We start from the raw sequence: 24,670 nt of genomic DNA, 5'->3' as shown, positions 1-24,670 counted from the left end.
AGACGATCGAACAACTGCACATCCAGGCCCGCCACCGGGTGCGCTCGGAGCTGATCAAGCAGCGCACCGCCAAGGCCAACCAGATCCGCGGCCTGCTCGCCGAATACGGCATCGTGATCGGGTTGGGGGTGCGCTGCCTGCGCCACCGCCTGCCGGAAATCCTCGAAGACGCAGAAACCCGACTGCAGGCGGATTTCCGGATCCTGCTCATGGGGCTGCGCGACGATCTGGTGTATCTGGACGAGCGGATCAAGACCGAGGACAAAGCCATCGAGGCGCTGGCGCGCACCCACCCCAGCGCCCGACGTCTGCAGCAACTACGCGGCGTCGGTCCGCTGGTGGCCACGGCGCTGATCGCAGCGCTGGGGGATGGGCGGCAATTCACGCATGGCCGCCAGGCCTCGGCCTGGGCCGGGCTGGTCCCGGGTCAGCACAGCAGCGGGGGCAAGCAGACCTTGCTGGGCATCAGCAAACGGGGCGACACCTACCTGCGCACCCTGCTGATCCACGGTGCGCGCGCGGCGCTGCGAGCGGCCCGCGACAAGACCGACCCGTTGAGCCTGTGGCTGCAGGGCCTGTGCGCCCGGCGCAACAAGAACGTGGCGGCGGTGGCGCTGGCCAACAAGACCATGCGCCTGGCCTGGGTGCTGCTGAGGCGCGAGGAAGACTACGACCCGCTGCACGGTCACGCGACGCCAGCCCAGCCGGCCTGAAGCGGGCCGGCGCCCAAGCCATTTACCAGTGATGACGGTTTAAGGAGGTGCCCCTTCCTCACGATTGCCCAGCCAGAATCGCCGATGACAAACTGATCGAATCGGCGTCTGAAAACCCTTCAAAGTCCGATGTGCCAGCGAGCACGCTAGGTCGATCAGGAGCAGACGCGCGGATAACTCATCATGGCCCGGGCCACTACGCCCAACCAGGAGGCCGGATATACGTGAGCAATCGATCCCCTTGTTGTCCAACATTCGCGCTGGCAAAACGGGAGGAGTCCATATACGGACTTCAGTCCGACAAACCCCTGCCCGATCAATCCGCGATGTCGGACTGAAGTCCGACCTACAGGGCATCGCCTGGGCCGGCCTTGCGGAAAACCCCGGTTCTTTCGCCTGCCCGGTGCGGGGTAAGCTCGGGGCTTCGCCGATCCGAGTCTGCCCCCACCATGCACCACATCGTCTCCATCGAAGCTGGCGCCCTTGTTGCCGATCTGCGTCGGCCGGCTTTTGAACATACCTGGGCCGAGCACAAAGCCACTTCCCAGAGCCAGGTGGCCGAGCGCCTGCGGGACGCCACCATCGCGGTGGTCAACAAGCGCCTGCTCACCGCCGACATCATCAACGTGCTGCCCAGGCTGCAGATGGTCGCCATCGCCGCCACGGGTTACAACAACGTGGATCTGGATGCCTGCCGGGCGAGGGGGATCGTGGTCTCCAACGTGCGTGGCTACGCCCGCGAGACGGTGCCAGAGCACGTGTTTGCGCTGCTGCTGGCGCTGGCGCGGCAGATCGGGCCGTTTCATCGTTCGGTGGCGGCGGGGCGCTGGCAGCGGAGCGAGCAGTTCTGCTATTTCGACTACCCGATCCGTGATCTCGCCGGGCAGACCCTGGGCATCTTCGGCAGCGGCACCCTGGGGCAGGGCGTGGCGCGCATCGCGGCGGCTTTTGGCATGAAGGTGGTGTTTGGCGAGCACAAGGGCGCCGAAACTTGTCGCCCCGGCTACCTGCCCTTCGAGCAGCTGATCCGCGAGGCCGACGTGATCAGCCTGCACTGCCCCCTCACCGACGCCACCCGCCATCTCATCGGCGCGGCCGAGCTGGCAGCCATGAAACCCACCGCGCTCCTCATCAACACCGCCCGGGGCGGGCTGGTGGATGAAGAGGCCCTGGCCGACGCCCTGCGCGCCCGGCAGATTGGCGGCGCCGGCTTCGACGTGCTGACCGTCGAGCCACCGGTGGATAACCCGCTCCTCGCGCCCGATCTGCTGGAAGCCGGCAACTTCATCCTCACCCCTCACGTGGCGTGGTCCAGCCGCGAGGCCATGCAGACCCTCGCCGACCAGCTCATCGACAACATCGAAGCCTTCGCCCGGGGCGAGCCGGTCAATCGCGTGGCGTGAAACCCCGGCCGGCTCAGCGCGCCGCCCGCAGATAGCCGATGATCGCCCGGCGCTCGGCCGGGTCACTCACCCGGACGTTCATGCGCTGGCCGGGGATCAGGGCTTCCGGGTCCCGCAGCCAGCGTTCCAGCGTCACTTCGTTCCAGACGATCCGCGAGCCCGCCAGCGCGGGCGAATACGCAAAGCCCGCCACGCTGCCCGCCCGGCGGCCGTACACGCCGGCGTGATGGGGGCCGGTCCGGTCTGCATCAAGGGCGTGGCAGCCGCCGCAGCGGGCTTCGTAGAGCGCCTTGGCGTCGAGGGCTTCGTCCGCCCCGGCCTGCGTGGCCAGCACGGCCAGGCAGGTCAGGGCCACGTGGTGGGCGCGCATCACGCACCGAAGCTGAGGGCCTTGGTGGGGAGCGGGCGGCCGAGCGCGCTGGTGAGGGCCGTCCAGTGCATCGTCTCGTCGGCAGCCAGACGGCCGGCGATCTGGGCCAGGTTGTGATCCTTGAAGGCCGGGATGACGCCCAGGTAGGCGTTGGTGGCGCCCATTTCCAGCCGGGCGGCCAGGTTGAGCACGTCGGCCTGGCTCGTCAGCGATGCGGCGTTGAGCGCCTTGGCGTAATCGTTGATCGATTTCTCGGCCACCGGCTTGCCGCCCATCTTCTCGATGGTGGTGATCAGCGCGTCCCGATGGCTCTTGTGGTGGGACTGGAAGAGCACCGCCACGTCGAGCACCGGCTTCTGCAGCAGGCCGCTGGTGGCGCCCAGCTGGTAGGCGTTGATGGCCTCGTGCTCCAGGCCGAGGGCGACGTTGAGGATGTCCACGTCCCTGGCGGCGTCGCCGGCGGCGGCCGAGGCGAGATCGGCGCGCCCGGCGAGCAGGGCGATGGCGGCGACGGAGAGGGTGGCTTTGCCGGACGAGGACAGGAAGCTGCGGCGGGCCGGAACGAGAAGGGTGGTCATGATCGGATCTCCTGGGGGGGTTGAGGGGTGCTTCAACCTCTCTACGCACCCGATCGGCATCCGGATGCAGGCGGCGACGACATTATTTGCGTCGCCACCACCCCTCAGCCGGCGCAGCTCATGAACATCAGCCCGCCGGTCGCGCTCGTCACGCGCCGCTGGCTGCCGGCGCCTGCGGGACGGCCGAAATCGCCGGCCCGCAGCAGCACCTCGTCCACGCTGACTTCGCCTTCCAGTTGCAGGCAGTCGTCGGCCGCCCCGAAGGCCAGATCGGCCCGGGCGCCGGGTTCGAGGCGCAGCAGCATCGAGCGGCGACCGCCCTCTTCGCGCAGCAGCTTGAGATCCACCCCCGGCGCGTGGTGCGCCCACGGCCCTTCATCCCGCGGGATCGTCATCGGCACGACGTCCTCGCCGGGCAGCAGGGCGGTGATCATGTCCCGGGCGAGGGCCAGCGGATGGCCGATGGGCGTGCCGCGCAGGTAGATCAGCGCACCCCCGGCCGAGCGGACGATGCCGTGTCGGCTGCCCGACGGGGCCAGGTGGTAGTCCCCCGGGCCGACGCTGATCTCGCCCATTTCCACCCGCCCGCGCAGCACCACGCACTCTTCGTCTTCATGGTGGCGATGGAAGGGGATCGCCGCACCGGGCTGCAGTTCGAGCAGCGCCGCGCGGCGATCGCCCTGCATGCGCTTGACGCGTACGCCCGGCACAAGGCTCTCCCATTCGCCCTCGTCAAAGCGGATGCGGATGAAGTCCTTGCCGGCCTCGCGGCTGGCGCGAATGCGGTCGAACAGGCGCAGCTTCACCGCCTCGGCGCGCTTGGGCGGAAAGTGCACCGGACCGAGGGATTCGAGCAGTCCGTCCTCCACCTCGCGGGCGGTGGTCGGGTCATCGGGGTCGAGCAGATGTTTGGTGTCCATGATCAGGTCAGGCTCCGGTCCATGGTGGCGGCCAGGGTGCCGCGCAGGCTGAGCAGGGCGCGGCGGACGTGGGATTTGACGGTGCCGAGGGGCAGGCCGGCCTGCTCGGCGACTTCCTCGTGGGTCAGGCCACGGAAGAACACCAGGGCCAGCAGCTGCCGGGGCAGTGGATCGAGGGCCGCCAGCGCGGCGTGGAGCAGGGCGTGGTTGCGGCACGCCGACAGCAGGTTCTGCGGATTGAGGGCGGCTTCGTCGGCGTCGTCGGGCCGCATCAGGATCTCCGGCTCCGGGTGCAGCGTGGCCGGATCGGCGCGGCGCAGGTAGTCCAGGGCCCGGCTGCGGGCAATGGTGAGCATCCAGGCCAGCGGGCGGCCGCGGGCCGGGTCGTAGCGCGCCGCCTGCTGCCAGATCTGGAAGAACACGTCCTCCACGATCTCCTCGGCGGCGGCAGGCGTGCGCACGATGCGCAAAGCGAGCCCATACACCCGTCCGCTGGTCCGGTCGTAGAGCGCGCCCAGGGCGGCGTCGTCCTCCCGCTGGATGCGCGCGATCAGCGCCACCAGCTCGGCGGTGTCCGGCGCCGCCGACCACAGATCCGCGCTGCCGCTGCCGCTCGTCTCGTCCGCGGCCTCCAGCAAGCCCGGGTTCAGGGCTGCTGCCTCAGCCGCAAAGGCCGGCTGAATGTCGTCGATCATGCCTCGTGCTCCTTCCTGCCGGTGCCGGCGGCATCGTCCTGCATGGCCCGTCTGGCCATCGCGGCGGGCTGGTCTGCCCGGCTTCCGCGTTCCCAATCAAGGATACGCAGCCCGGCCGCTTCCGGATGCAGCGCGCCGCAAAAAGAACGTCCGCGCGAGGGCGAGGGCGCCCTGCCCGTCCGCCCGCTTTACCCCAACGAGTTCTCCCTGTACGACACGCACGGCAATGTCTGGGAGACGGGCTTCACCAAAGTCCGGCGGGCCATGCGGGGCAGCACCCCCGATGTCGTACGCCTGGCAAACCGCGGTCGAGAGTATGCCGACATGCGCTTCACCAGCGGTGGATTCCGGCTCGTGCGCCAGCTCGCGCCCTGATCGCCTGGCACGGCGTCGGGTGCGGCACGCAAGCCCCCGACGGTTCTGCGCGAAGACCACAAATACAGCGGAAGAATGTTGATCTTTGCGCCGAGAAACTCCGATTCAGCGCGTGAATCGATGTTTCCCGGCCCAGAAACCATGATTCACGCGCTGAAAGAAGGTCTCGGGCGCCATCATCGTGCTTTCAGCGCCTGAAACTCGGTTTCAGACCGCGAAATCGAGTTTCTTGCCCCCGCAACGCCGTTTCAGGCGCCGAAACTGCGTTTCTGCCGCTGCCGCCTCTTCGTCCCTGGCCCCCAGTGGGTGCTCATGCCCCGGCAGGCTTTCGTCGGCCGCCGGGGCAGTGTTCGGCCATCCGCACCCGGCGATCCATCCCGCAGATCATTAAAATGGCGTACAGGTAGTACATTGGTCTTTACTGTAAATGGCATATTGATTTAACATCGCTGTACTGTAGATGCGTCCAGACCACCCCATCCGCCACAGGAGGCAGCATGTCCAACATCAAGCCTGACACCCGGGTCACCGCCCAGGAAGCCGACGCCGACATCGATTCCTATCTCGCCCTCAAGGCCATCCCCGGTTACACCCCCCACAACCCCGCCCACAGCGTCGAGGCCGCCACCGCCGCCTACAACGAGCTGCTCGCCGCCGAAGAAGACGTGCTGCTGGCCGAGAACGCCCTCGCCGCCGCCCGCGACGCCGTGATGGAAGGCCGCCGCGCCCTGCGCAACGTCATCCTCGGCGCCAAGAACGAAGTGCGCGTCATCTATGGGGTCAGCTCCAACGAGCTGGCGTCGCTGGGCATCAAGAAGAAGTCCGATTACGCCCGTCACAGCAGCCCCGCCAGAAAGGCCGACGGCGACGCCAGCGCCGCGCCCGGCAACCACTGAGTCCGTGCTGCCTCGCGTACCTACTCCTTGGCGCGGGGCGGTTTTTGGCAACGGCGGCCGTTACGCCGCCGTTTTTTTTGATTTCCGTGCGCGGCGTATCACCGTAAAGCCCGAGGTGAACCACCACTCGCCCACCCGCCGGGGTGTGGTTGGCGCCGATGGCGCACACCTGCGCCACCGTTCGTCGTGCCGAGCCTGCGCAGCCCCGCCACCCGTCGTGTTCCACCCCCCAGGAGGACGTATGTCCAAGCCCAAATCCATTGAGGCGCCCACCGACGAGCAGATCGAGGAAGACATCGAGCTGTTACACCGCCTTCAGGCCATGCCCCCCGAAAAGCGTGCCCAACTCCAAGCCAGCATCGACGCCCTCACCGTCGCCTACGAAGAGATGCTTGTCGCTCAGGAGGCTGAACGCGAGATCGAAGAAGCCTATGAGGCCGCCCGCAAAACGCGTGACGAAGCCCTGAAAGCCCTGCGCGAAGGCCGCTTTGTCAGTGTGCGCAGCCGCAGCGCTGAAGACAGTCCCGACGGCGACGCTGGCCTGGAGGCCATCGCCCCGCCCCGCGACAAACCAACCCTCCACTAGAACCATCCAGGGCGCACTGTTTCCGTTCCCTCTTACAATGGCCTGATCAGGTAGCGGCCGCCCCCGGCGCCGCGCTCGACATACAGCGGGCAGCCCGGCCCGGAAACGGAAACCCATGACGCATCTGCACTCAGGTTGGCGCGCACTCGCCCCGGCCGTCGCCAGCCTGGCCCTGCTGCTATGGCCGGGCATCGCCCCGGCCGACGAGAACGAACCCGGCAAGGCCAAGCTCGGCATCGAATACGAACTGGAAAACGGCGCCCGCAACGCCTGGCAAAGCCGCAGCCTCACCCTCGTGCCGGGCATCACGCTCGACAACCCGTGGGTGCACATGGTCGAAGCCCTCATCGAAGGCGCCCACGAACACGACAGCGGCGAGCGCAGCACCGAGCGCAAGCTCGCCCTCCGCCTGCGCCACAACTTCACCCTCGGCCCCGACTCCCGCCTCGTCCTGCGCGCCCTCGCCGGCCACGCCGTGCAGGGCGATGAAAAGTATTTCTACTGGTACGCCGAACCCAGCTTCCGCTACGCCCTCGGCCCCGTCGAACTCATGCTCGGCTACCGCCACCAACGCGCCATCGAAGCCGGCAAGGGCCACGATCTGCACAAGCTAAGGCTGGGGCCGAGCTTCGACCTGTCGGAAAACGCCGAGATTGAATTCAGATGGGCCAGAAGCTGGCACATGCACACGGGGGCGCATGTGAGTGATGCGTATATCGTGGAGGGGACGTGGAGGTTTTGAGGGGGGTTCTGACCGCCATACCCACGTCAGAGATCGACCTACGAAAGGACTTTCCCGGTCGGAGGGGGGGAAGTCCTTTCGTAGGTCGACGGGTTTATATTCAAAGTGCAGTTGATGAAATTTCATATGGACGTTGTTAATAGTTGGAGTCTCTAAATGGGTGAGTTAATCGAGCATTCGGATAATGGAGATGAAAATCTCGGTGTTATTCAAGTTGGCGAGACTGGGGGGAATGTAACTCTAAAGACGTATCAGGATATTTATCACCAAGTAACTGGCCGGACAGAGCAGATAAGAAAACGCTATTCGGATAATCTTTTGATTGATTTTTCTGATGTTGAGCAACTGAATATAAAAATTCAGCAATTGTGTGATGTTCACAAAATTGTAGCTAGCAATGAAGTCGTATCGGTTTTTCACGAAATGGAGCGCAAAGAGCAATTCACCTCCTTTGAGCGGTTCCGTGCATACAATTCTAGTACAGCTAGTCCTACCGTCAATCTCGTGCTGAAATATAGTTTTTCTATTATTCCTTATGGATTGAGGAGGCCTCAGGAATATACGGTTTCAATTCGTCTGGCATCCAGGGTGGCGCTGCTTAAGCAAATTGATGAGGAGGCTCCTCCCTTCATGAGGGGACGGCTTGCTGCATTTGTCGCGGTAAATACGGCTGAAGTTACTATTGATTACGCTGATTACGTAATAGCGAGAGGGTTTGTTGAAGCTTTTGATGAGTGGATTAGAGGTTGTCAGAAATCTCCACCAATTTATTGGCTGAATAAATTGAGACGATGGTCCGAGTATATTCCTGGGGTCGCCAAGTTGAGCGTTGGGTCGCTCATAACGTGGTTTGCCTTTCAGGCCATTCCAACGTACTTTGGTTCGTCGGCGCAGCCAGATGTCTGGGCGCGATTTTTCGTTGTGTACGCGGGTGGGGCCTTGATTCTCGTTCCTCTCGCTGGAGCTGTAGGTACTCTTCTTGAAGAGGCAGTCGATAGCTTTCCGGTTCTTTCTTATTTGAAACTAAACAAGGGGGACGCTAATCTTATTTCTGATTATAAAAACAGAAAAGCTGCTGTCTTTCGAAAGATTGCTGTCAGTTCAGTTTTCTCGATTATTCTTGGTATTGTCTCGGCAAAGCTTGAGAAGTTGCTGTGATGCGCACTGTCACGGTTTGGTTTGGGGTGAGTCAGGTAGTTGCCGCGACTCTGCGGGTTAGTGAATAGCGAGACGTCGGGTTGAGCCGCAACAAGCGACCTACTTCCTTGCCTTCTTCTCCATCCCCGTTCCCTTCTCCGGCAGCGGCGCCAGAGGTGCCTTGATGTCGTCCTCGCCGAACTTCACCGTGCATTCGTGATTCTCGGCGAGGATGCATGCGGCGCGGTCGTTTGCCTGGTTTTCGACGGCGGGCTTCCACCCGCGGGCTACGTGAAGACGGTATCAGCACCGGCATCGCCGCCCTACCTCTCGCGATTTCGGTCCTTTCCTGTAAGGCACCGCCGCTTGCTGCCGTTAAGCCTCCTTGCCGCGTGGCTGAAGTGCGTGGTGGCGAGAACCAATCAGCGTGCCGGCGTATCCACTCCGTTGAAGGAAACCCGGCTGGTGCGGGCCGGGATGCGGCGAGGTTCCGGATTGGTCCGTCGAGTTGCGGCTCGATCAGAAGATAGGTGCACCCGATGGATACAGCCACCCTGCTGAGTACCAACGCGCTGCTTTCTGCGGCGGCGGCGCTCGTGATGTTCGTGGCCTGGCGCACCCGCAAGACGTATCCGGGCTTCGGTTTCTGGACGGTGGGGGTGGCGTGTCTGGCCCTCGGGGCGGCGATGCTGGTGCCCGGGGCCTTGCCGAAGGTCTGGTATGTGGCGGTGATGCGCAACGGGCTGCTGCTGGGTGGCCTGGTGCTGCTCTTGCGCGGCATGGTGATCTTTCGCGGGCTGAAGGTGAGCTATCGCTGGGAGGCGCTGTTCGCGCTGGGTTTCCTGTGCGTGTTCGGCTATTTCAGCCTGGATCCGGCCCATCTCGACACGCGGATCCTCATCTACTGCACCCTGACGGGCATCCTGAGCCTGACGACGGCGGCCCTCACCTTGCGGTTCCGGCCGAAGTACTTCGGGTCGAACGACGTGATGCTGGCGGTGTGGCTGGTGGTGTATGGCGTCCTTTCGTTCGTGCGCATCGGCCAGCAGTTCATCGACCCGAACACCAGCACGGCGTTCGAGGCCTTGAAGGGCTTTGGCAGCTTCTACGCGCTGGCGCAGATCCTGACCGTGCAGCTGGTGACGCTGACCCTCATCAGCATGAATTCCCAGCGCATCGAACACGAACACGCGGAGAGTGAGGCCCATCTGCGGGAGAGCGAGGCGCAGCTGCGCGCCCTCAGCGACAACCTGCCGGATGGTTTCGTCTATCAGTTCGAGCTGCGGCAAGGCCGGCGGGGTTTCCGGTACATCAGCGCGGGGATCGAGAAGATGCTCGGGCTCCATGCGGCCGACCTGATGGAGGATGCGGAGCCGCTGTTTGCCCTGATGGCGCCGGATTCCTACGCCCGCTACCGGGAGGACGAGGCGTACTGCATGCGCGAGCGGACGCAGTATTCGGGCGTGCTGCTGTTCAACGCTGCCGACGGGCGGCAGGTATGGCTGCACGTGCGTTCGGCACCGATTCCCGGCCCGCAGGGGGATTTGTGGGTGGGGGTGGCGGTGGATGTGACGAAGCTGAAGGTGGCGGAAGCGGAGCTGGAGCGCCATCGGAACCACCTGGAGGCGATGGTCGATGAGCGTACTGCGGCCCTGACCGATGCCAAGCGGGCCGCCGAGGCGGCGAATCTGGCGAAAGGAAACTTCCTGGCCAACATGAGCCACGAGATCAGGACGCCGATGAACGCGATCCTGGGGCTCTCGGGCCTGCTGCGCCGCAAGCCCCAGGAGCCGGATACGGCCGAGAAGCTGGTGAAGATCGAGGCGGCCGGCAAGCATCTGCTGGGCATCATCAACGACATCCTGGATTTCTCGAAGATCGAGGCCGGCAAGATCAAGCTGTCGGAAGAGCCGGTGGATGTGCGCGTGCTGGCCGTCAATGTGTGCTCGATGGTGGCGGAATCGGCCAAGGCCAAGGGCATCCAGCTCAGGACCGAGGTGGATTTGCTGCCGCAGCAGTTGCTCGGCGATCTGACGCGCCTGACCCAGACCCTGCTCAACCTGGTCAGCAACGCCGTGAAGTTCACCGAGACGGGTTCGGTGACCATCCGGACCCTCCGGCAGCACGAGGAGGACGAGTCGATCCAGATCCGGTTCGAGGTGATCGACACGGGCATCGGCATTTCCCGCGAGGCCCTGGGCCGCTTGTTCACGCCGTTCGAACAGGCCGATACCTCGACGGTGCGCAGTTACGGCGGAACCGGGCTCGGGCTGGCCATCGCCCGTCGGCTGGCGCAGCTGATGGGCGGCGATGCGGGGGTCGAAAGCGTGCTGGGTGAAGGCAGCACCTTCTGGTTCACGGCAAGCCTGAAGAAGGCTAGCCAGGCGTGCGATGAGGCCGACCTCGCCCCGCAAAGCGAGGTCGTTGCCCAGTTGCAGCAGAAGTTTGCCGGGGCCCGCATCCTGCTGGCCGAGGACAACGAGATCAACCAGCTGGTTGCCCAGGAAATTCTGGAGGACGCGGGCCTGGTCTGCGACCTGGCAGAGAACGGCGAAGTCGCCGTGACCATGGTCCGCAGCGCGCCGGCGGGGACGTACGCCCTGATCCTCATGGACATGCAGATGCCCAGGATGGACGGGGTGACGGCGACCCGGATCATCCGGCAACTGGATGGCGGCGAGCGCATTCCCGTGGTGGCGTTGACGGCCAATGCCTTTGTCGAGGACGAGGCGCGCTGCCGGGAGGCGGGCATGAACGACTTCGTGTCGAAGCCCGTCGATCCCGACAGGCTCTACCAAGCGCTGTTGAAGTGGCTGGGCAGCCAGGCGGGGCCGTGATCGCCCCGCGGCTTACCAGTCCTTCAGGTCTTCCAGCCCGGCAAGGACCACGCCCAGGGCTTCCCGGGTGAGGGCAAAGCGCTCGGCGACGCGTTGGCGGTCTCGCTGGTTCACGGCTACCTCCAGCGCGGCGGCGGCCTCGCCGAGGTCGTAGGCGCCCAGGGTCTGGGCGACGCCCTTCATTGAGTGGGCGAGGCGGGCCTGGGTTTCCCAGTCGTCGGCGGCGAGGGCGCGGGTGTAGTCGGGCTCGAAGCGGCGCCCGGTGGTGTCGCGGAACTTGGCCAGCAGGCGCCGGTAGAGGTCGATCTTCTTGACGTAGCTGAGGCCCACGGCGACGTCGATGCCGGGCACGGCGGGGTGGGCAGGCGGCGCGGCGGGCGCGTCGCCGGGGGCGTCATGCTCCAGCGGGTCGCCGGGCTCGTGATCGGGCAGGCAGCGGGCCATCTCGTCGTACAGGGCGTCCATCCGCACCGGCTTTGCCACGTGGGCGTTCATCCCGGCGGCGAGGCATTTCTCCTGTTCGTCGAGCAGGGCGTTGGCGGTGAGGGCGATGATCGGCACGTCGCGATAGGCCGGAATCTCCCGCAGGCGCCGGGTGGCGGCGTAGCCGTCCATCACCGGCATCTGGATGTCCATCAGGATCAGGTCGGGGCAGCGCTCCTCGACGGCCAGCAGCGCTTCCTGCCCGTCCTTGGCAAAGCGCGCCACCAGCCCGGAGGTGGCCAGCAGTTCGCCGATGACTTCGCGATTGACCTCCACGTCCTCGACGACAAGGATGTCCAGGTTGCGGAACCGCGACCAGTTGGCGACCCGCGGCTGGCGGCGTTCGCCGTCGTGGGGGGCGTCGTCGGCGAGGCCCAGGCAGTGGGCCATCTCGACGTAGAGGTGGCGGGCGCTCACCGGCTTGGCGAGGAGCCCGTCGATCTCGCTGCTGATCTGGTCGATCTCCTCGTGGTGGCTGAAGGCGGTGACGAGGATCATCGGCGGCGCCGTGCGGCCCAGGCTGCGGTAGCGGCGCTTGAGCTTGCGGATCGTCTCGACGCCGTCGAGGCGGGCCATGCGCCAGTCCACGAGGAACATCAGGTAGTCGGGCGGGGATTCGAGCTCGATCTTCTTCAGCGCGTCGCTGCCGCTCATGACCACCTCGGTGCGCAGGCCGAGCTGGCTGATCATGCGTTCGAGGATGGCGCAGGCGATGGGGTTGTCGTCGATGATGAGGACGGGCCGGTGGGCGTGCTCGGCGAGGCGGGCGCCGAACTGGGCGATGCCCAGGCGGCGGTCGGGGCCGAGGGTCTTGAAGCGCGCGCTGAACTGGAAGGTGCTGCCCTGGCCCAGCCCGCTCTCGACCCGGATCTGCCCGCCCATCAGCTCGACCAGCTGGCGGCTGATCGACAGGCCGAGGCCGGTGCCGCCGTACTGGCGGGTCGTGGACGAGTCGGCCTGGGTGAAGGGCTGGAAGAGGCTGGCAGCCTGCTCGGGGCTCATGCCGATGCCCTGATCGGCGACCGAGCAGCGCAGCTCCACCTCGTCGTCGCCCACGGCCACCGTATCGGCCTTGACCAGCACGGTGCCCCCGGCGGAAAACTTCACCGCGTTGGTGACGAGGTTGATCAGCACCTGGCCCAGCCGGAAGGGGTCGCCTTCGAGGACCCGCGAATCGTCGCCGATGTCGTAGTGCAGCTCGACGCCCTGCTCTTCGGCGCGCAGCGCCACGACGCCGGAGAGCTGGTCGAAGAGGGTGTCGAGGACGAAGGGCGACTTCTCCATCGTGAGCTTGCCGGCCTCGATCTTCGAGAAATCGAGGATGTCGTTGATGATGTTCAGCAGGCTCTCCGAGGCCACCTTGACCTTGCTGATGTAGTTGAACTGCTTGCGGCTGAGCTCGGTCGCCAGCGCCAGATCGGCCATGCCGATGATCGCGTTCATCGGGGTGCGGATCTCGTGGGACATGTTGGCCAGGAAGGTGCTCTTGGCGCGGCTGGAGCGCTGGGCTTCGAGGCGCGCCGCGGTCAGGTCGTCCATCAGCCGGTGCATGTGGGTGATGTCCCGCGCCAGCCCCAGCACGCCGATCAGGCGGCCGGCGGCGTCGCGCATCGGCGTGCGGATGGTTTCGAGAATCTCCTCGTGGCCGTCGTGCCGGTAGGTGACGGTCTCCTCGGTGACGCTGGGCTGGCCGCTGGCGATCACCTCGGCGTCGCGCTGGCGGAAGGCGTCGGCCAGCGTCGGGGGAAAGAAGTCGTGGTCCACGTGGCCGATGATGTCGGCCTCGCCGGCCCCCACGAGGCGCTCGAATTTCTCGTTGCAGGCGATGAACACGCCATCCGGGCTCTTCAGCCACACCAGATCGGGGAGGGTGTTGAGCAGGGTGCGCAGCCGCGCCCGCTCCTCCGTCAGCATCTTGATGGTGTTGCGCAGGTTGTCGCGCAGGAGGACGAGGGAGGCGGCCAGGCTGTCCTCGCCGCCACATTCGGGCTCCAGGACGGCGGTGAGGTCGCCCGAGGCAAACTGGCGCGCCGCCTTCTGCATGGCCAGGGGCTCTCCGCCCAGGCGGCACAGGATGCAACGTGCGCTCACGAGCATCAGCGCGCCGGCGACCAGCGCGCCCAGCAGGGTCAGCACCGAGGCGTAAAGGCGCGAATCGGCGGCCGTCTGCGCGAGGCCTGCCGCGGTGTGATCGGCGTACTGGGTGGCGAGCCGCACCGTGGCGTCCACGGCGCTGCGGTGGGTGTGGTAGCGCTGCCAGAGATCCGGCGTCAGCGCTTCCAGTCGGGCTGTGTCGTGGGCGCGGGCGGCCGCGGCGTAGTCGCCCAGCCGCAGCGCCCAGTAGGCGTCGGCGGTTTCCTTCTGGGTGCTCAGGAGCGCCGCCTTCACCGTCGGGTCAAGCGCCCGGGTGGTCCAGTAGGCGTTCCGCTCGTCATAGACGGCTTTCAGATCCTGCAGTGTCCTGAACAGGGATTCGTGTTGCTCGGGCGAGGCATTCAGGAGCTGGAGCGCGGCAAGCTGGGCTTCGAGCACGTAGAGCGGCGGCGGCATCACGTCGGCGATCACGTCCTTTCCCTGGCCCATGCCGTCGGCGGCTTCGGTGATGGTCTGCGTCTCTTCCCAGACGATGGAGGCGAGGTAGAAAAAGAAGGCGACCACCACCGCCGCCACCGCCAACAGCTGTTTTCTTACGCTGAGCGTTCGAAACATTGCAAATCCCCACTTCAACTGATGCGGGGGCGCGGATGCGCGCCGGTCCTCCCGCCTGAATCACCGTGGGCGCGACGGATGCGTCGCGCCCACGGTGATATCGGCTGTCAGGCGCGGTTCATGAGTGCGGTTAACCCTCTCGTGGCCGCCCGGGCTTCTTCGCCTCGCTCTTGACCTCGGGCAGCGGGGCCAGCAGGGCGCGGATGTCGTCCTCGCCGAACTTCACCGTGCCTTCGTGATCCTCGGCGAGGATGCCGGCGGCGAGGTCGGCTTTCTTTTCCTGCAGGGCAAGGATCTTCTCTTCGATGGAGCCGGCGACCACCAGCTTGTAGACGAACACCGCCTTGGTCTGGCCGAGGCGGTGGGCGCGGTCGGTGGCCTGGTTTTCGACGGCGGGGTTCCACCAGGGATCGAAGTGGATCACCGTGTCGGCGGCGGTGAGGTTGAGGCCCACGCCGCCCGCCTTGAGGCTGATGAGGAAGACGGGCACCGGGCCGTCCTGGAACTGGCGCACCGGGGTTTCGCGGTCGGTGGTGTCGCCGGTGAGGGTGACGTAGGGGATCTTGCGGGCGTCGAGTTCAGCGGCGATGAGGCCCAGCATGGTGGTGAATTGTGAGAACAGCAGCAGCTTGCGGCCTTCTTCCACCAGCTCGGGGAGCATGTCCATCAGCAGGTCGAGCTTGGCGCGTTCCTTCACCTTGGCGGCGGCGTCGGTGTGGATGAGGCGCGGGTCGCAGCACACCTGGCGCAGCTTGAGCAGGGCGTCGAGGATGACGATCTGGCTGCGGGCGTAGCCGCGGGCGGCGATCTCGTCGCGGATGCGCTCGTCCATGGTGGCGCGCACGGTTTCGTACAGATCGCGCTGGCGGCCTTCGAGCTCGACGCTGCGCACGACGATGGTCTTGGGCGGCAGCTCCTTGGCGACCTCTTCCTTGCGGCGGCGCAGGATGAAGGGGGCGATGCGGCGGGCGAGGATCTCGCGGCGCACGGTGTCGCCGCGCTTCTCGATGGGCGTGCGCCAGCGGGCGGCGAAATCCTTGGTGTCGCCCAGGAAGCCCGGCAGCAGGAAATCAAACTGGCTCCACAGCTCGCCCAGGTGGTTCTCGAGGGGCGTGCCGGTGAGGCACAGGCGGTGCTCGGCCCGGAGGGTGCGCACCACCTGGGCGGCCTGGCTGGCGGCGTTCTTGACCGTCTGGGCTTCGTCGAGGATCAGCGAGTGGTAGGCGTGGGCGGCAAGCTGCTCCCGATCCCGCCACAGCAGCGGATAGGTGGTGAGGCACACGTCGTGGGCCGGGATCTTCTCGAAATTGGCAGCGCGCCCGGTGCCGCGCAGGTTGAGCACGCGAAGCTGCGGCGCAAAGCGCTCGGCCTCGCGCTGCCAGTTGAAGACCAGCGACGTGGGCAGCACCACCAGCGCGGGTTTGTCGAGCCGGCCGGCGTGCTTCTCGGTGAGCAGGTGGGCGAGGGTCTGGGCGGTCTTGCCGAGGCCCATGTCGTCGGCGAGGATGCCGCCGAAGCCGTGGGCGCGCAGGTGCTGCAGCCAGGCGAGGCCTTCCAGCTGGTAGGGGCGCAGGGCCATCGCGAAGCCTTCGGGCGCGGCCACCGGGGCGATCTGGCCAGCGCCGCGGATGCGCTCGATCATCTTGTCGAGCACCGCCTGGGCGTCGCCTTGCCAGCCTTCGCCCAGGGCTTCGGCGAGGCGTGGGGCGTCGAAGCGCGACACCTTGATGCTCGCAGAGGGGCTGTCGAAGAGATCCACCAGCGTGCGCGCCAGGGGCTTGATGCGCCCGGCGGGCAGCGCGACGCGTTCGCCTTCGTCGAGCTGCACCAGCACCCGGGCGTCGTCGCTGATGGCTTCGAGCTGCTTGCGGTCGAGCCAGCGCGGGTCTTGCTTGAAGACGGCGTGGAGCATTGGCGCGAGGTCGATCCGCCGGCCGTCCACCTCGATGCCCAGCGACACCTGCAGCCAGCCGTTGCCTTCGCCTTCGTCGGTGTCTGCGTCGGCGATGTCCACGTGCCAGTCGGTGGGTGTCAGCACCCGGTGGCGGAAATCCTTCGGGCAGTCGATCCGCCAGCCGGCCTCCCGCAGCGCCGGCGCGGTGAGGGTGAAGAAGTGGCTCCAGTGGGTTTCGCTCTCCAGGCCCAGCATGCCTTCCGGGCGCGGGCCGGTGGTCACCAGCCAGGCCGGCTTGACGGGCTGGAAGCCGGCGCCAAGCAGCGCCCGCCAGGCGGCCTCTTCGCGGGTCGGGTCGCGCTTGACGCGCACCGCGCGGCCGTCGGGCAGGGCGGTCACGTCGTGGATCGAGCCGGGTTCGAAGCGGGCCTCGCCGTAGGCAAAGGCGGGCACTGCCACGTCGTAGTTGCGCCCGGCGAAGTCGACGCCGTAGCCCCGGTGCTTGCGCCAGCTCCAGCACTGCAGGGTCTGCAGGTGGAGCAGCGGCTGGCAGGGGGCGTCGAGGAGCGGCAGCGCGGCGGCGCCGGGCTGCTGGGGCGCGGGCAGATCGGGCGCGACCTGGGACAGGGCGCGGGCCACCACGGGTAGCTCCACCGTCGACAGGGGCGGCAGGGCGAGCACCTCGTTGATCGCCGCGCCGCCGTCGATGGCGACCCGGCCGGCCTCACCGCGGGTGGCGTCGAGGTACATGGGCGGATCGGTGCGGATGACCAGCTGGGCGGCGGGCTCGACCACCAGCCGGGCCTTCAGGCCGCCATCCACCGGGGCCCATTCGAGCAGCCCCGGCCGGGCCGGTCCGGCGACGATCGGGCTGATTCGGCCGCTGTCGTCCAGCGCCACGCAGGTGCGGCCGGTGGCGAGGGCGGCTTCGAGCAGTTCGCGGCCTTCGGTGCCGCGCAGGGCCGGGCGCCCGTAGCCGCCGCCGCGCCGGCTCGTCTCGCGCAGCAGGCGGAACACCTGCATGTCCTCGTCGCGCACGAAGGACGGCGGCTTGAGGAGTGCCTGTTCGTAGTTGTACCACTCGCCGATGGCGCCCACCGGGTCGCCATTCGGGCCGAGGCGGGCCTTGAGCAGGCTGAACTCGATGTCCTCGGTGAGCCACGCCGAGCACAGGTAGAAGATACCTTCCTTGGCGGTGGCCGCCTTGCGTGGGGCGGTGGCCTTGTCGACTCGCTCACGGAGTGTTTTTGCCCAGTTGAGGATCTCGGCGCGGGGCTTGTCCACCAACGCGCCCGGGCGGCGCGCGGCGAGGATCACCGCGGCGGCGTGCTTGCAGCGGTTGCCCACCGGGCAGGTGCAGCGGGTGGTGAGCTCGACGCTGCTCTTGCCGAAGAACTCCTTGCGATCGACCCGCACCGTCACCCGGTAGGGGATGGGCTCGGTGCCCTGCACGAGGGCCTGGATCTGGTTGCCGGCGGTCTCGAGGTTGCGCACCCGCCCCACGTAGCCGCGGGCGCGGGTCAGGGCGTTGGCCGAGAACAGTTCGCCCAGCAGGGTGTCATCGATCTGGGCGAGGAGGCGGGCGAGTTCCAAGGTGGCACCGGCAGGACGAAACCGGCGATTCTAGGCGCATGTGGCGATGCGCGAAACCCGTAGTCGAGCCCTATCCGGCGGCGTCGCGGCCGCTGTCGAGGCTGTAGCCGGCGGCATCGAGCAGCGCCGGCAGCGCTTCGGCCGCGCGCAGCCGGAACCGGAAGCTGACGCGCTCGGAAAGCGGGGTGCCGCCCGGGTTGATCTCGATGGTCGGGATGCCGTTCTCGATGGCCCACACCACTGGCCCGGCGATGTACGGAAAGCCGCTGCCGGTGCCCACCGAGATGATGAGGTCCGGCCCCGCTTTGAGCACCTGCTCGAAGCGATGCACGGCCTGGTCGGGCAGACTCTCGCCGAACAGCACCACGTCCGGCCGCAGCACGCCGCCGCAGTGGGGGCAGTCGGGCGGGATCGCCAGCCCGGCGTAGTTGTCCACGTGGCGGGCGCGGCCGCAGTCGATGCAGCGCAGCCGGCGCAGGGTGCCGTGCATCTCGATGACGTTGCGCGAGCCGGCGGCCAGGTGAAAGCCATCCACGTTCTGGGTGAGCACGGTGACGCCGCCGTGGAGCGCCTCGAGCCGGGCGATGGCAAAGTGCCCGGCGTTGGGATGGGCGCCGCGGCAGCTCGATTCGATCTGCGACAGGTAGTGCCAGGTGATGTCCGGGCGGCGGGCGAACATCGCGCCGGAGAGCGCCTGTTCGATGGGCAGGCCGATGTCGGTGAGGGCGCCTTCGTACAATCCGCCCACGCCCCGGTAGGTGGGCAGGCCCGAATCGGCCGACAGCCCGGCGCCGGTGATGAACAGGATGCGCCGTGCGGTCGAAAGCAGGCGACCCGCGGCAGCGATCTGGTCGGCGTAGTCGGCTAAGGTTAGGCTTGTCATTTTTGTATCCGTAGGTTTGAAGCCGCTTACGGCAGCCCCGCGCGGGAAGTTCAGGCGCCATTCTGAGCGTCCCGGCATCGGGGTCAAGGGCCTGGCGGCCAACTCGATCTCCATCATGTGCCAGCTACTTGGAATGAACTGCAACACGCCGACGGACATCTGCTTTTCGTTCGCCGGATTTCAGGCCCGCGGCGGCCTCACCGACGTCCACCGGGACGGCTGGGGCATCGCCTTCTTCGAGGGCCGCGGGGTGCGCCTGTTTCTCGACCCCCAGGCCAGCAGCGCCTCGCCCGTGGCCGAGCTGGTGCGCAGCTACCCGATCCACTCCCTCAACGTCATCGCCCACATCCGCAAGGCCACCCAGGGCGTCGTCACCCTGGAGAACACCCACCCCTTCCAGCGCGAGCTGTGGGGGCGCTACTGGGTGTTTGCCCATAACGGGAACCTCAAGGGCTTCGCGCCCGAGCTGCGCGGAGATTTCCGCCCGGTGGGGCAGACGGATTCCGAGCTCGCCTTCTGCCACCTGATGGAAACCCTGCAGGCGCGCTTCCCCGAAGGCGAGCCGCCGCTGCCGGAGCTCTTCGCCGCCGTGCGCGAGATCGCCACCCAGATCGGCGCCCACGGCGAATTCAACTTCCTGCTCTCCAACGGCGCCTTCCTGTTTGCCCACTGCGCCTCGCGGCTCGCCTACATCGTGCGCAAGGCCCCGTTTGCCAGCGCCCACCTGAAGGATCAGGACATCACGGTGGATTTCAGCGAGCTCACCACCGCCGGCGACCGGGTGGCCGTGGTGGCCACCACGCCCCTTACCGACAACGAATCCTGGATCACCATCGCGCCCGGCACGCTGATGCTCTTCGTCGATGGCGAGCCGGTGGATGCGGGCCCGGCGGGCACCGTCGCCTTCACCGGGAGCGGGCCGGCGAGCTGCGGATGATGCTGATGTCAAAATTGGTAAAAAACTCAAATTTTGCAAATTAAAGATGCAAGAATCGTCGATGATCTTTTGTGATCCATCCGGGCTAGAATCGCCGGATATCCTGTAAATACGCGGCCCTCACCCACCCATGCCGACCAGCGCCCCACAAGACTGCCCCCTGTGCTTCCCCGAGCGGGAGAACGTCCTCTGGCAGGACGCCAGCTGCCGCGTGATCCGCGTCGACGATCCGGATTACCCCGGCTACTGCCGCCTGATCTGGAAGGAGCACGTTGCCGAGATGAGCGACCTGTCGCCGGCCGAGCAGCGCCACTGCTTCAACATCCTGATGGCTGTCGAGGTGGCGCTGCGGGAATGTTTCAGCCCGGACAAGATCAACCTCGCCAGTTTCGGCAACGTGGTTCCGCATCTACACTGGCACCTGATACCGCGTTATCTCGACGATCGCCACTTCCCGCAGCCGGTGTGGGGTGTTGTCCAGCGCAAGGGCGGCAGTTCGCCGGCGCCCGTGGTCGATGACGCGCGTCTCGCCCTGGCCGTGCGCAACGCCATTGCCGAGCATCTTGCCGGCTGAACCCGGAGAATCCTTCCATGGCGGACAGCCCACAAACCTATCCCGATCTGCGCAGTGTCGAGCAGTACCGCAAGCTCCTGCGCAACCTGCACACGCTCAACGCGACCGAGAGCCACGCCACCCTGGTGCGGATGCTCGAAGGCCTGCTGGCCAGCCCCCTCGGCCCTGAAGAACAGCTCGAAGTCCTCGAATCCGCCCGCCAGACGATCACCTTCGTCCAGCACGAGATGTCGTCGCGCTACGCGGCCCACCCGCTGCCGCCCGACAGCCAGGAAGACGCCACCCTGCGCCAGGTGGTGCGCCTGTGGACGGCCCTCAGCACTGCCTACGCCCGCCTCGCCGAAAGCGGCAGCGGCAGCGACGAGTTCCGCGCCCAGTGGCCGCTGCTCGCCCAGCGCCGCATCCAGTATCTCGGCCAGGTCATCATCGAATATTTCCGCGCCCACCGGGCCGAACCCCCGGGCGCCTGGAAGGCCGTGCATGCCGCCTTCCTCGAGGCCGAACGGGCCGGCATCACCCACAGCCGGGTGATCGACCCCCTCAACAACACCTGGAAGGCCCAGAGCCCCGACGAGGCCTACATCGCGCTGCTGCTGGTGGACCTCACCAACCCCTACGGCCGCAACCAGCGCGAGCTCAACTGGATCTGCCGCTGGGCCCAGCGCTTCGCCCCCTATTGCATCATGCAGACCAGCTGGGAGAAGGACGACGCCCGCGCCTATGGCCTCGACCTCACCGAAGACCACGGCCTGCGCCCGATCGCGCTGATCGGCGCCCGCCCCGGCATGCGCCGTTTCGACGGTCACCGGCTGGCGACCCAGATCAAGGCCATGCTCGCCGAGTTCAAGCAGGGCACCACGCCGGCCTCGCTGGGCCTCGGTGACGACTGCTCCCAGCCCGCCTGCGCGCGCCTGCTGGTGTCGCTCTACCGCCCGTGGGGCATGTCGGCCGCCGGCCGACGCTTCCCCCGCCGCAGCAAGAAGGGCGGCAACAAGATCTGCACCCACTGGGACGGCATCTGCCTGCTGGTCTCGGGCAAGGAATTCGCACCGCCCAACCGTCGCCAGACCATGGGCAGCCGCTACGACATCAACGTGATCACCTTCGGCGCCCGGGTGGACGACGAGGTGCCCGACGTCATCAACCCCGAAGCCGAGGTGCTGCGCCGGGGCTTCGGCCTCGACGACTGGCAGACGGTCGATCATTCGGTGTCGGGCTTCCGCATCCAGCGCAAGCACCCGGGCCAGCGCATCGAGCACCACCAGCTGGTGGGCATCAAGCCGAGCGACGGCAGCCAGTATCTGCTGGGCCAGGTGAGTTGGCTGATGTACGAACCCGACGGCACGCTGATGGCCGGCATCCATCTGCTGGCCGGCCTGCCGTCCACCGTGGCGGTGCGCCCGACCGGGGTGAACATCAACGCCAACGAGCCCTTCTCCCAGGCCTTCATGCTGCCCGAGATCGCAGCGATGCGCGCCCCGGCGACCATCGTCCTGCCGGGCGGCTGGTTCCACGCCGACCGGGTGATCGAGCTGCATCAGGGCGAATCGCGCCAGGTCCGGCTCACCAACCTGGTGGCCCGCGGCACCAACTTCGACCAGGCCACCTACGAGGTCGTCAACGTCTGACGCCGGGCGATCGCCCAACAAAAAGGGTGAGCCGCGGCTCACCCTTTTTTGTGTCAATTCACCAGCCGGCGCGTGGGGAAGCTGGCGGTGAAGCGGCTGCCCCGGCCGGGCTCGCTGTCGATCAGCAGATCGCCCTGGTGGCGGCTCAGCACGTGCTTGACGATCGCCAGCCCCAGCCCGGTGCCGCCGGTCTCCCGGGAGCGGCCCCGGTCCACCCGGTAGAAGCGTTCGGTGAGGCGCGGGATGTGCTCCGGCGCGATGCCGATGCCGTCGTCCTCCACGCTGTAATCCACCACCGCGCCACGCTGGCGCCAGCTGATGCGGATGTGGCCGCCCGCCGGGGTGTAGCGCACCGCGTTGATCGCCAGGTTGGCGAACACGCTGTAGAGCTCCTTGGCGTTGCCCAGCAGGTGGGCCTTGGGCGGGCATTCGAGGTCGAGGGTGTGCCGGCCGGCAGACACCACCGACGCCTCCTGGTACACCTCTTCCAGCAGCGCCACGATGTCCACGGGCTCTTCGTGGGCCACCGGGGCGCCGCTTTCCAGCGCCGACAGGGTGAGCAGATCCTGGATCAGCCGCTGCATCCGCCCGGCCTGCTCGAAGGCGAGGCCCAGGTAGTGGCGGATGTCGTCCGGCTCCAGATCCTCGAGCCCGTCAATCAGGGTTTCGAGAAAGCCCATCACCACCGTGAGCGGCGTGCGCATCTCGTGGGACACGTTGGCCACGAAATCCCGCCGCATGGTTTCCAGGCGCTGGCCCTGGGTGATGTCCTCAGACAGCAGCAGGCGCATGTCCTCGCTGAAGGGCACCACATGGACCATCAGCGTGCGGCTGGTGGGCCGCCCGAGGGTGACGGTCAGCGGCTCGGTGTAGTTGCCTTCCTTCAGGTAGCGGACGAAATCCGGCTGGCGCACGATGTTGGTCACCGGCGCGCCCTGGTCGCGGGTCTGGTCGAGCCCGAACTGCTGCTCGCCCTGGTGATTGACCCACTCGATGGTGTTGGTGTCGGACAGGAACATCAGCCCGTGGGGCATCGCCTGGCTGGCTTCGCGGAAGCGTTCGAGGGCCGCGGACAGGCGTTCCTGGCGGCGCGAGGCGGTGCGCGCCCGCAGATTGACCTCGGCGAACACGTTGTCCCACAGCCCGAAGGCGCGGGGCAGCGGAGCCGCCTGCTCCACCGGCGTGCGTAGCCAGCGCACCAGCTTGAACAGGTTGTTGATGTGATAGACGCCGGCCGCGAGCAGCAGCGCCGAGAACGCCAGCAGCCCGGCGATGGCGCCGAAAAAGAAGCCCGTCGCTGTCGCCACGATGGCGATGGCGACCAGCACGGACAAAACTGCAACGCGGATGTAACTGATGGGTCGGACTGCAGCGACCCCTTCTGCAAGATTTTCCGTCACGGGCTATCGCACCGATGCTGCTTCCTGCTGGGTGGAGAAACGGTAGCCACTGCCGCGCACGGTCTGCACGAGGCTGTCGTGGCCGGAAGGTTCGAGGGCGCAGCGCAGGCGGCGGATGTGCACATCGACGGTGCGCTCCTCGACAAACACGTGGTCGCCCCACACCTGATCGAGCAGTTGGGCGCGGGAGTGCACCCGCTCCGGGTGGGTCATCAGGAAGTGCAGCAGGCGGAACTCGGTCGGGCCGAGGGTGATCGGGTTGCCGCCGGCGGCCAGCCGGTGGGTGGCGGGGTCGAGGCGCAGGCCGCCCAGGTCCACCGCGTCTTCGGTGGTTTCCGGGGCGCGGCGGCGCAGCACGGCCTTGATGCGGGCCACCAGCTCGCGGGGCGAGAAGGGCTTGGTGATGTAATCGTCGGCGCCGGATTCGAGGCCCAGCACCTTGTCGGTCTCTTCGCCGCGGGCGGTGAGCATGATGAGCGGAATGCTGCGGGTACGTTCCTCGCTGCGCAGGCGCTTGGCGAACTCGACGCCGGACATGCCGGGCAGCATCCAGTCGAGGAGGATCAGATCGGGCAGGGCGTCGCGGACGATGCGCTGGGCCGTTTCTGCATCGCCGGCCCGCACCACATGGTGGCCGGCACGCATCAGGTTGGCGGCGATCAGTTCCTGGATGGCGGGCTCGTCTTCGACGAGCAGGATCGTGGCGGGCATGTAAACCTCGGTGGGAATCACTGGGACGCCGGCAGTCTATTGCAGCTATTTTACCTTTTCATGACAGGTCATCTGGCTGAAATGCGTGATCCGGCGCGCCAGATGGCGCTGGCGGGAGGGCGAAGGAAGCGCCTTCGCGTATCATTGCAGGCTGAACATTTTTTGATGACGGAGCCTCCCATGGCCGGCCTTCACAAGGACGATCCGCTTCCCACCGAGATCAAGCTCCACCAGCTTTCGCGCATCATGGAAATCGCCTTCGACGACGGCAAGCGCTTCGAGCTGAGTTACGAATTCCTGCGCGTGTACTCGCCTTCCGCCGAGGTGCGCGGCCACGGCCCCGGCCAGGAAGTCCTGCAGCTGGGCAAGCGCGATGTCGAGATCCAGCGCGTCGAGCCGGTGGGCAACTACGCGATCCGTCCGGTGTTCTCCGACGGCCACGAAAGCGGCCTGTATTCGTGGGATTACCTCTACGACCTGGGCGAGCGCCGCGACGAGCTGTGGCAGACCTACCTGCTGCGCCTCGAGACCGAAGGCGGCAGCCGCGACCCGGCCGACCTGCCGCCGCCCGCGCCCAAGGCCGGTGGCTGCGGTCACCACCACTGA

General features: G+C 66.8%; 21 protein-coding genes. 12 read left to right on the top strand and 9 right to left on the bottom strand.

Annotation, left to right across the window (positions count from 1 at the left end):
- On the top strand, positions 1–713 hold a 713-nt coding region (locus GH681_RS16435; protein ID WP_153162580.1), incomplete at its 5' end, for an IS110 family transposase.
- A 449-nt stretch (positions 714–1,162) separates the two neighbouring features.
- Complete coding sequence (locus GH681_RS16430) at positions 1,163–2,116, top strand: D-2-hydroxyacid dehydrogenase (protein ID WP_153162579.1); 954 nt, start codon at positions 1,163–1,165, stop codon at positions 2,114–2,116.
- A 13-nt stretch (positions 2,117–2,129) separates the two neighbouring features.
- On the opposite strand, the gene GH681_RS16425 is transcribed toward GH681_RS16430, so the two are convergent.
- The 4 genes from GH681_RS16425 to GH681_RS16410 form a co-directional block, all read right to left on the bottom strand.
- Positions 2,130–2,486, bottom strand: coding sequence for a cytochrome c family protein (locus GH681_RS16425; RefSeq protein ID WP_153162578.1), 357 nt, complete (start codon positions 2,484–2,486; stop codon positions 2,130–2,132).
- Complete coding sequence (locus GH681_RS16420) at positions 2,486–3,064, bottom strand: ferritin-like domain-containing protein (RefSeq protein ID WP_153162577.1); 579 nt, start codon at positions 3,062–3,064, stop codon at positions 2,486–2,488. The genes GH681_RS16425 and GH681_RS16420 overlap by 1 nt, the downstream gene beginning before the upstream one ends.
- A 104-nt stretch (positions 3,065–3,168) precedes the next feature.
- Entirely contained in the window at positions 3,169–3,984 is an 816-nt protein-coding gene (locus GH681_RS16415; RefSeq protein WP_153162576.1) for a cupin domain-containing protein, read from the bottom strand.
- A 2-nt stretch (positions 3,985–3,986) separates the two neighbouring features.
- Complete coding sequence (locus GH681_RS16410; protein WP_153162575.1) at positions 3,987–4,679, bottom strand: sigma-70 family RNA polymerase sigma factor; 693 nt, start codon at positions 4,677–4,679, stop codon at positions 3,987–3,989.
- Between the two features lie 42 nt (positions 4,680–4,721).
- On the opposite strand from GH681_RS16410, the gene GH681_RS16405 reads away from it, so the two are divergent.
- The 6 genes from GH681_RS16405 (at position 4,722) to GH681_RS16380 (ending at position 11,252) form a co-directional block, all read left to right on the top strand.
- Positions 4,722–5,054 (top strand): hypothetical protein, encoded by a 333-nt coding sequence (locus GH681_RS16405; protein WP_153162574.1) that lies wholly within the window; start codon positions 4,722–4,724, stop codon positions 5,052–5,054.
- A 497-nt stretch (positions 5,055–5,551) separates the two neighbouring features.
- On the top strand, positions 5,552–5,950 hold the full coding sequence (locus tag GH681_RS16400; protein ID WP_153162573.1) for a hypothetical protein: 399 nt from the start codon (positions 5,552–5,554) through the stop codon (positions 5,948–5,950).
- 241 nt (positions 5,951–6,191) lie between these two features.
- Positions 6,192–6,536, top strand: coding sequence for a hypothetical protein (locus GH681_RS16395; protein ID WP_153162572.1), 345 nt, complete (start codon positions 6,192–6,194; stop codon positions 6,534–6,536).
- A 115-nt stretch (positions 6,537–6,651) separates the two neighbouring features.
- The gene (locus GH681_RS16390) at positions 6,652–7,278 is read left to right on the top strand and encodes a hypothetical protein (RefSeq protein ID WP_153162571.1); all 627 of its coding nucleotides are present in this window, start codon (positions 6,652–6,654) and stop codon (positions 7,276–7,278) included.
- A 156-nt stretch (positions 7,279–7,434) separates the two neighbouring features.
- Positions 7,435–8,436, top strand: coding sequence for a hypothetical protein (locus tag GH681_RS16385; protein ID WP_153162570.1), 1,002 nt, complete (start codon positions 7,435–7,437; stop codon positions 8,434–8,436).
- 518 nt (positions 8,437–8,954) lie between these two features.
- Entirely contained in the window at positions 8,955–11,252 is a 2,298-nt protein-coding gene (locus GH681_RS16380; RefSeq protein ID WP_153162569.1) for an ATP-binding protein, read from the top strand.
- Positions 11,253–11,264: 12 nt separating this feature from the next.
- Here the strand turns inward: GH681_RS16380 and GH681_RS16375 are convergent, their stop codons facing one another.
- The 3 genes from GH681_RS16375 to GH681_RS16365 form a co-directional block, all read right to left on the bottom strand.
- Positions 11,265–14,444 (bottom strand): response regulator, encoded by a 3,180-nt coding sequence (locus GH681_RS16375; RefSeq protein WP_153162568.1) that lies wholly within the window; start codon positions 14,442–14,444, stop codon positions 11,265–11,267.
- A gap of 130 nt (positions 14,445–14,574) precedes the next feature.
- Entirely contained in the window at positions 14,575–17,931 is a 3,357-nt protein-coding gene (locus tag GH681_RS16370) for a DEAD/DEAH box helicase (protein ID WP_153162567.1), read from the bottom strand.
- Positions 17,932–18,001: 70 nt separating this feature from the next.
- Positions 18,002–18,814, bottom strand: a complete 813-nt coding sequence (locus GH681_RS16365; RefSeq protein WP_153162566.1) for an NAD-dependent deacylase — start codon at positions 18,812–18,814, stop codon at positions 18,002–18,004.
- 115 nt (positions 18,815–18,929) lie between these two features.
- On the opposite strand from GH681_RS16365, the gene GH681_RS16360 reads away from it, so the two are divergent.
- The 3 genes from GH681_RS16360 to GH681_RS16350 all read left to right on the top strand — a co-directional run bounded on the left by GH681_RS16360 (position 18,930) and on the right by GH681_RS16350 (position 21,953).
- Complete coding sequence (locus GH681_RS16360) at positions 18,930–19,751, top strand: class II glutamine amidotransferase (RefSeq protein ID WP_153162565.1); 822 nt, start codon at positions 18,930–18,932, stop codon at positions 19,749–19,751.
- A 130-nt stretch (positions 19,752–19,881) separates the two neighbouring features.
- Positions 19,882–20,325 carry an HIT family protein gene (locus tag GH681_RS16355; RefSeq protein ID WP_153162564.1) on the top strand — a complete coding sequence of 148 codons (444 nt, stop codon included), beginning with the start codon at positions 19,882–19,884 and terminating at the stop codon, positions 20,323–20,325.
- Positions 20,326–20,342: 17 nt separating this feature from the next.
- Positions 20,343–21,953, top strand: coding sequence for a hypothetical protein (locus GH681_RS16350; protein ID WP_153162563.1), 1,611 nt, complete (start codon positions 20,343–20,345; stop codon positions 21,951–21,953).
- A 53-nt stretch (positions 21,954–22,006) separates the two neighbouring features.
- Here GH681_RS16350 and phoR read toward each other — a convergent pair whose 3' ends face one another.
- Positions 22,007–23,281 carry a phosphate regulon sensor histidine kinase PhoR gene (gene phoR / locus GH681_RS16345; protein WP_194271258.1) on the bottom strand — a complete coding sequence of 425 codons (1,275 nt, stop codon included), beginning with the start codon at positions 23,279–23,281 and terminating at the stop codon, positions 22,007–22,009.
- Positions 23,282–23,356: 75 nt separating this feature from the next.
- Positions 23,357–24,064: a phosphate regulon transcriptional regulator PhoB gene (phoB, locus tag GH681_RS16340; RefSeq protein WP_153162561.1), complete on the bottom strand. Its 708-nt coding sequence runs from the start codon at positions 24,062–24,064 to the stop codon at positions 23,357–23,359.
- A gap of 180 nt (positions 24,065–24,244) precedes the next feature.
- On the opposite strand from phoB, the gene GH681_RS16335 reads away from it, so the two are divergent.
- Positions 24,245–24,670 (top strand): gamma-butyrobetaine hydroxylase-like domain-containing protein, encoded by a 426-nt coding sequence (locus tag GH681_RS16335; protein WP_153162560.1) that lies wholly within the window; start codon positions 24,245–24,247, stop codon positions 24,668–24,670.

The sequence above is a fragment of the Zoogloea sp. 1C4 genome, assembly GCF_009469605.1.
In the GTDB taxonomy this organism is placed as follows: Bacteria; Pseudomonadota; Gammaproteobacteria; order Burkholderiales; family Rhodocyclaceae; genus Zoogloea; species Zoogloea oryzae.
The sequence above is the reverse complement of the archived record's forward strand: the minus strand, read 5'-3'. Positions and strand labels throughout refer to the sequence as shown.

Coding starts and splice junctions, on each gene's coding strand:
- GH681_RS16400 (WP_153162573.1), top strand. CDS start 5,552: ATGTCCAACATCAAGCCTGACACCCGGGTCACCGCCCAGGAAGCCGAC.
- GH681_RS16410 (WP_153162575.1), bottom strand. CDS start 4,679: ATGATCGACGACATTCAGCCGGCCTTTGCGGCTGAGGCAGCAGCCCTG.
- GH681_RS16335 (WP_153162560.1), top strand. CDS start 24,245: ATGGCCGGCCTTCACAAGGACGATCCGCTTCCCACCGAGATCAAGCTC.
- GH681_RS16430 (WP_153162579.1), top strand. CDS start 1,163: ATGCACCACATCGTCTCCATCGAAGCTGGCGCCCTTGTTGCCGATCTG.
- GH681_RS16385 (WP_153162570.1), top strand. CDS start 7,435: ATGGGTGAGTTAATCGAGCATTCGGATAATGGAGATGAAAATCTCGGT.
- GH681_RS16380 (WP_153162569.1), top strand. CDS start 8,955: ATGGATACAGCCACCCTGCTGAGTACCAACGCGCTGCTTTCTGCGGCG.
- GH681_RS16355 (WP_153162564.1), top strand. CDS start 19,882: ATGCCGACCAGCGCCCCACAAGACTGCCCCCTGTGCTTCCCCGAGCGG.
- GH681_RS16425 (WP_153162578.1), bottom strand. CDS start 2,486: ATGCGCGCCCACCACGTGGCCCTGACCTGCCTGGCCGTGCTGGCCACG.
- GH681_RS16390 (WP_153162571.1), top strand. CDS start 6,652: ATGACGCATCTGCACTCAGGTTGGCGCGCACTCGCCCCGGCCGTCGCC.
- GH681_RS16415 (WP_153162576.1), bottom strand. CDS start 3,984: ATGGACACCAAACATCTGCTCGACCCCGATGACCCGACCACCGCCCGC.
- GH681_RS16405 (WP_153162574.1), top strand. CDS start 4,722: ATGGCCCGTCTGGCCATCGCGGCGGGCTGGTCTGCCCGGCTTCCGCGT.
- GH681_RS16375 (WP_153162568.1), bottom strand. CDS start 14,444: ATGTTTCGAACGCTCAGCGTAAGAAAACAGCTGTTGGCGGTGGCGGCG.
- phoB (WP_153162561.1), bottom strand. CDS start 24,064: ATGCCCGCCACGATCCTGCTCGTCGAAGACGAGCCCGCCATCCAGGAA.
- GH681_RS16365 (WP_153162566.1), bottom strand. CDS start 18,814: ATGACAAGCCTAACCTTAGCCGACTACGCCGACCAGATCGCTGCCGCG.
- GH681_RS16395 (WP_153162572.1), top strand. CDS start 6,192: ATGTCCAAGCCCAAATCCATTGAGGCGCCCACCGACGAGCAGATCGAG.
- GH681_RS16360 (WP_153162565.1), top strand. CDS start 18,930: ATGTGCCAGCTACTTGGAATGAACTGCAACACGCCGACGGACATCTGC.
- GH681_RS16350 (WP_153162563.1), top strand. CDS start 20,343: ATGGCGGACAGCCCACAAACCTATCCCGATCTGCGCAGTGTCGAGCAG.
- GH681_RS16420 (WP_153162577.1), bottom strand. CDS start 3,064: ATGACCACCCTTCTCGTTCCGGCCCGCCGCAGCTTCCTGTCCTCGTCC.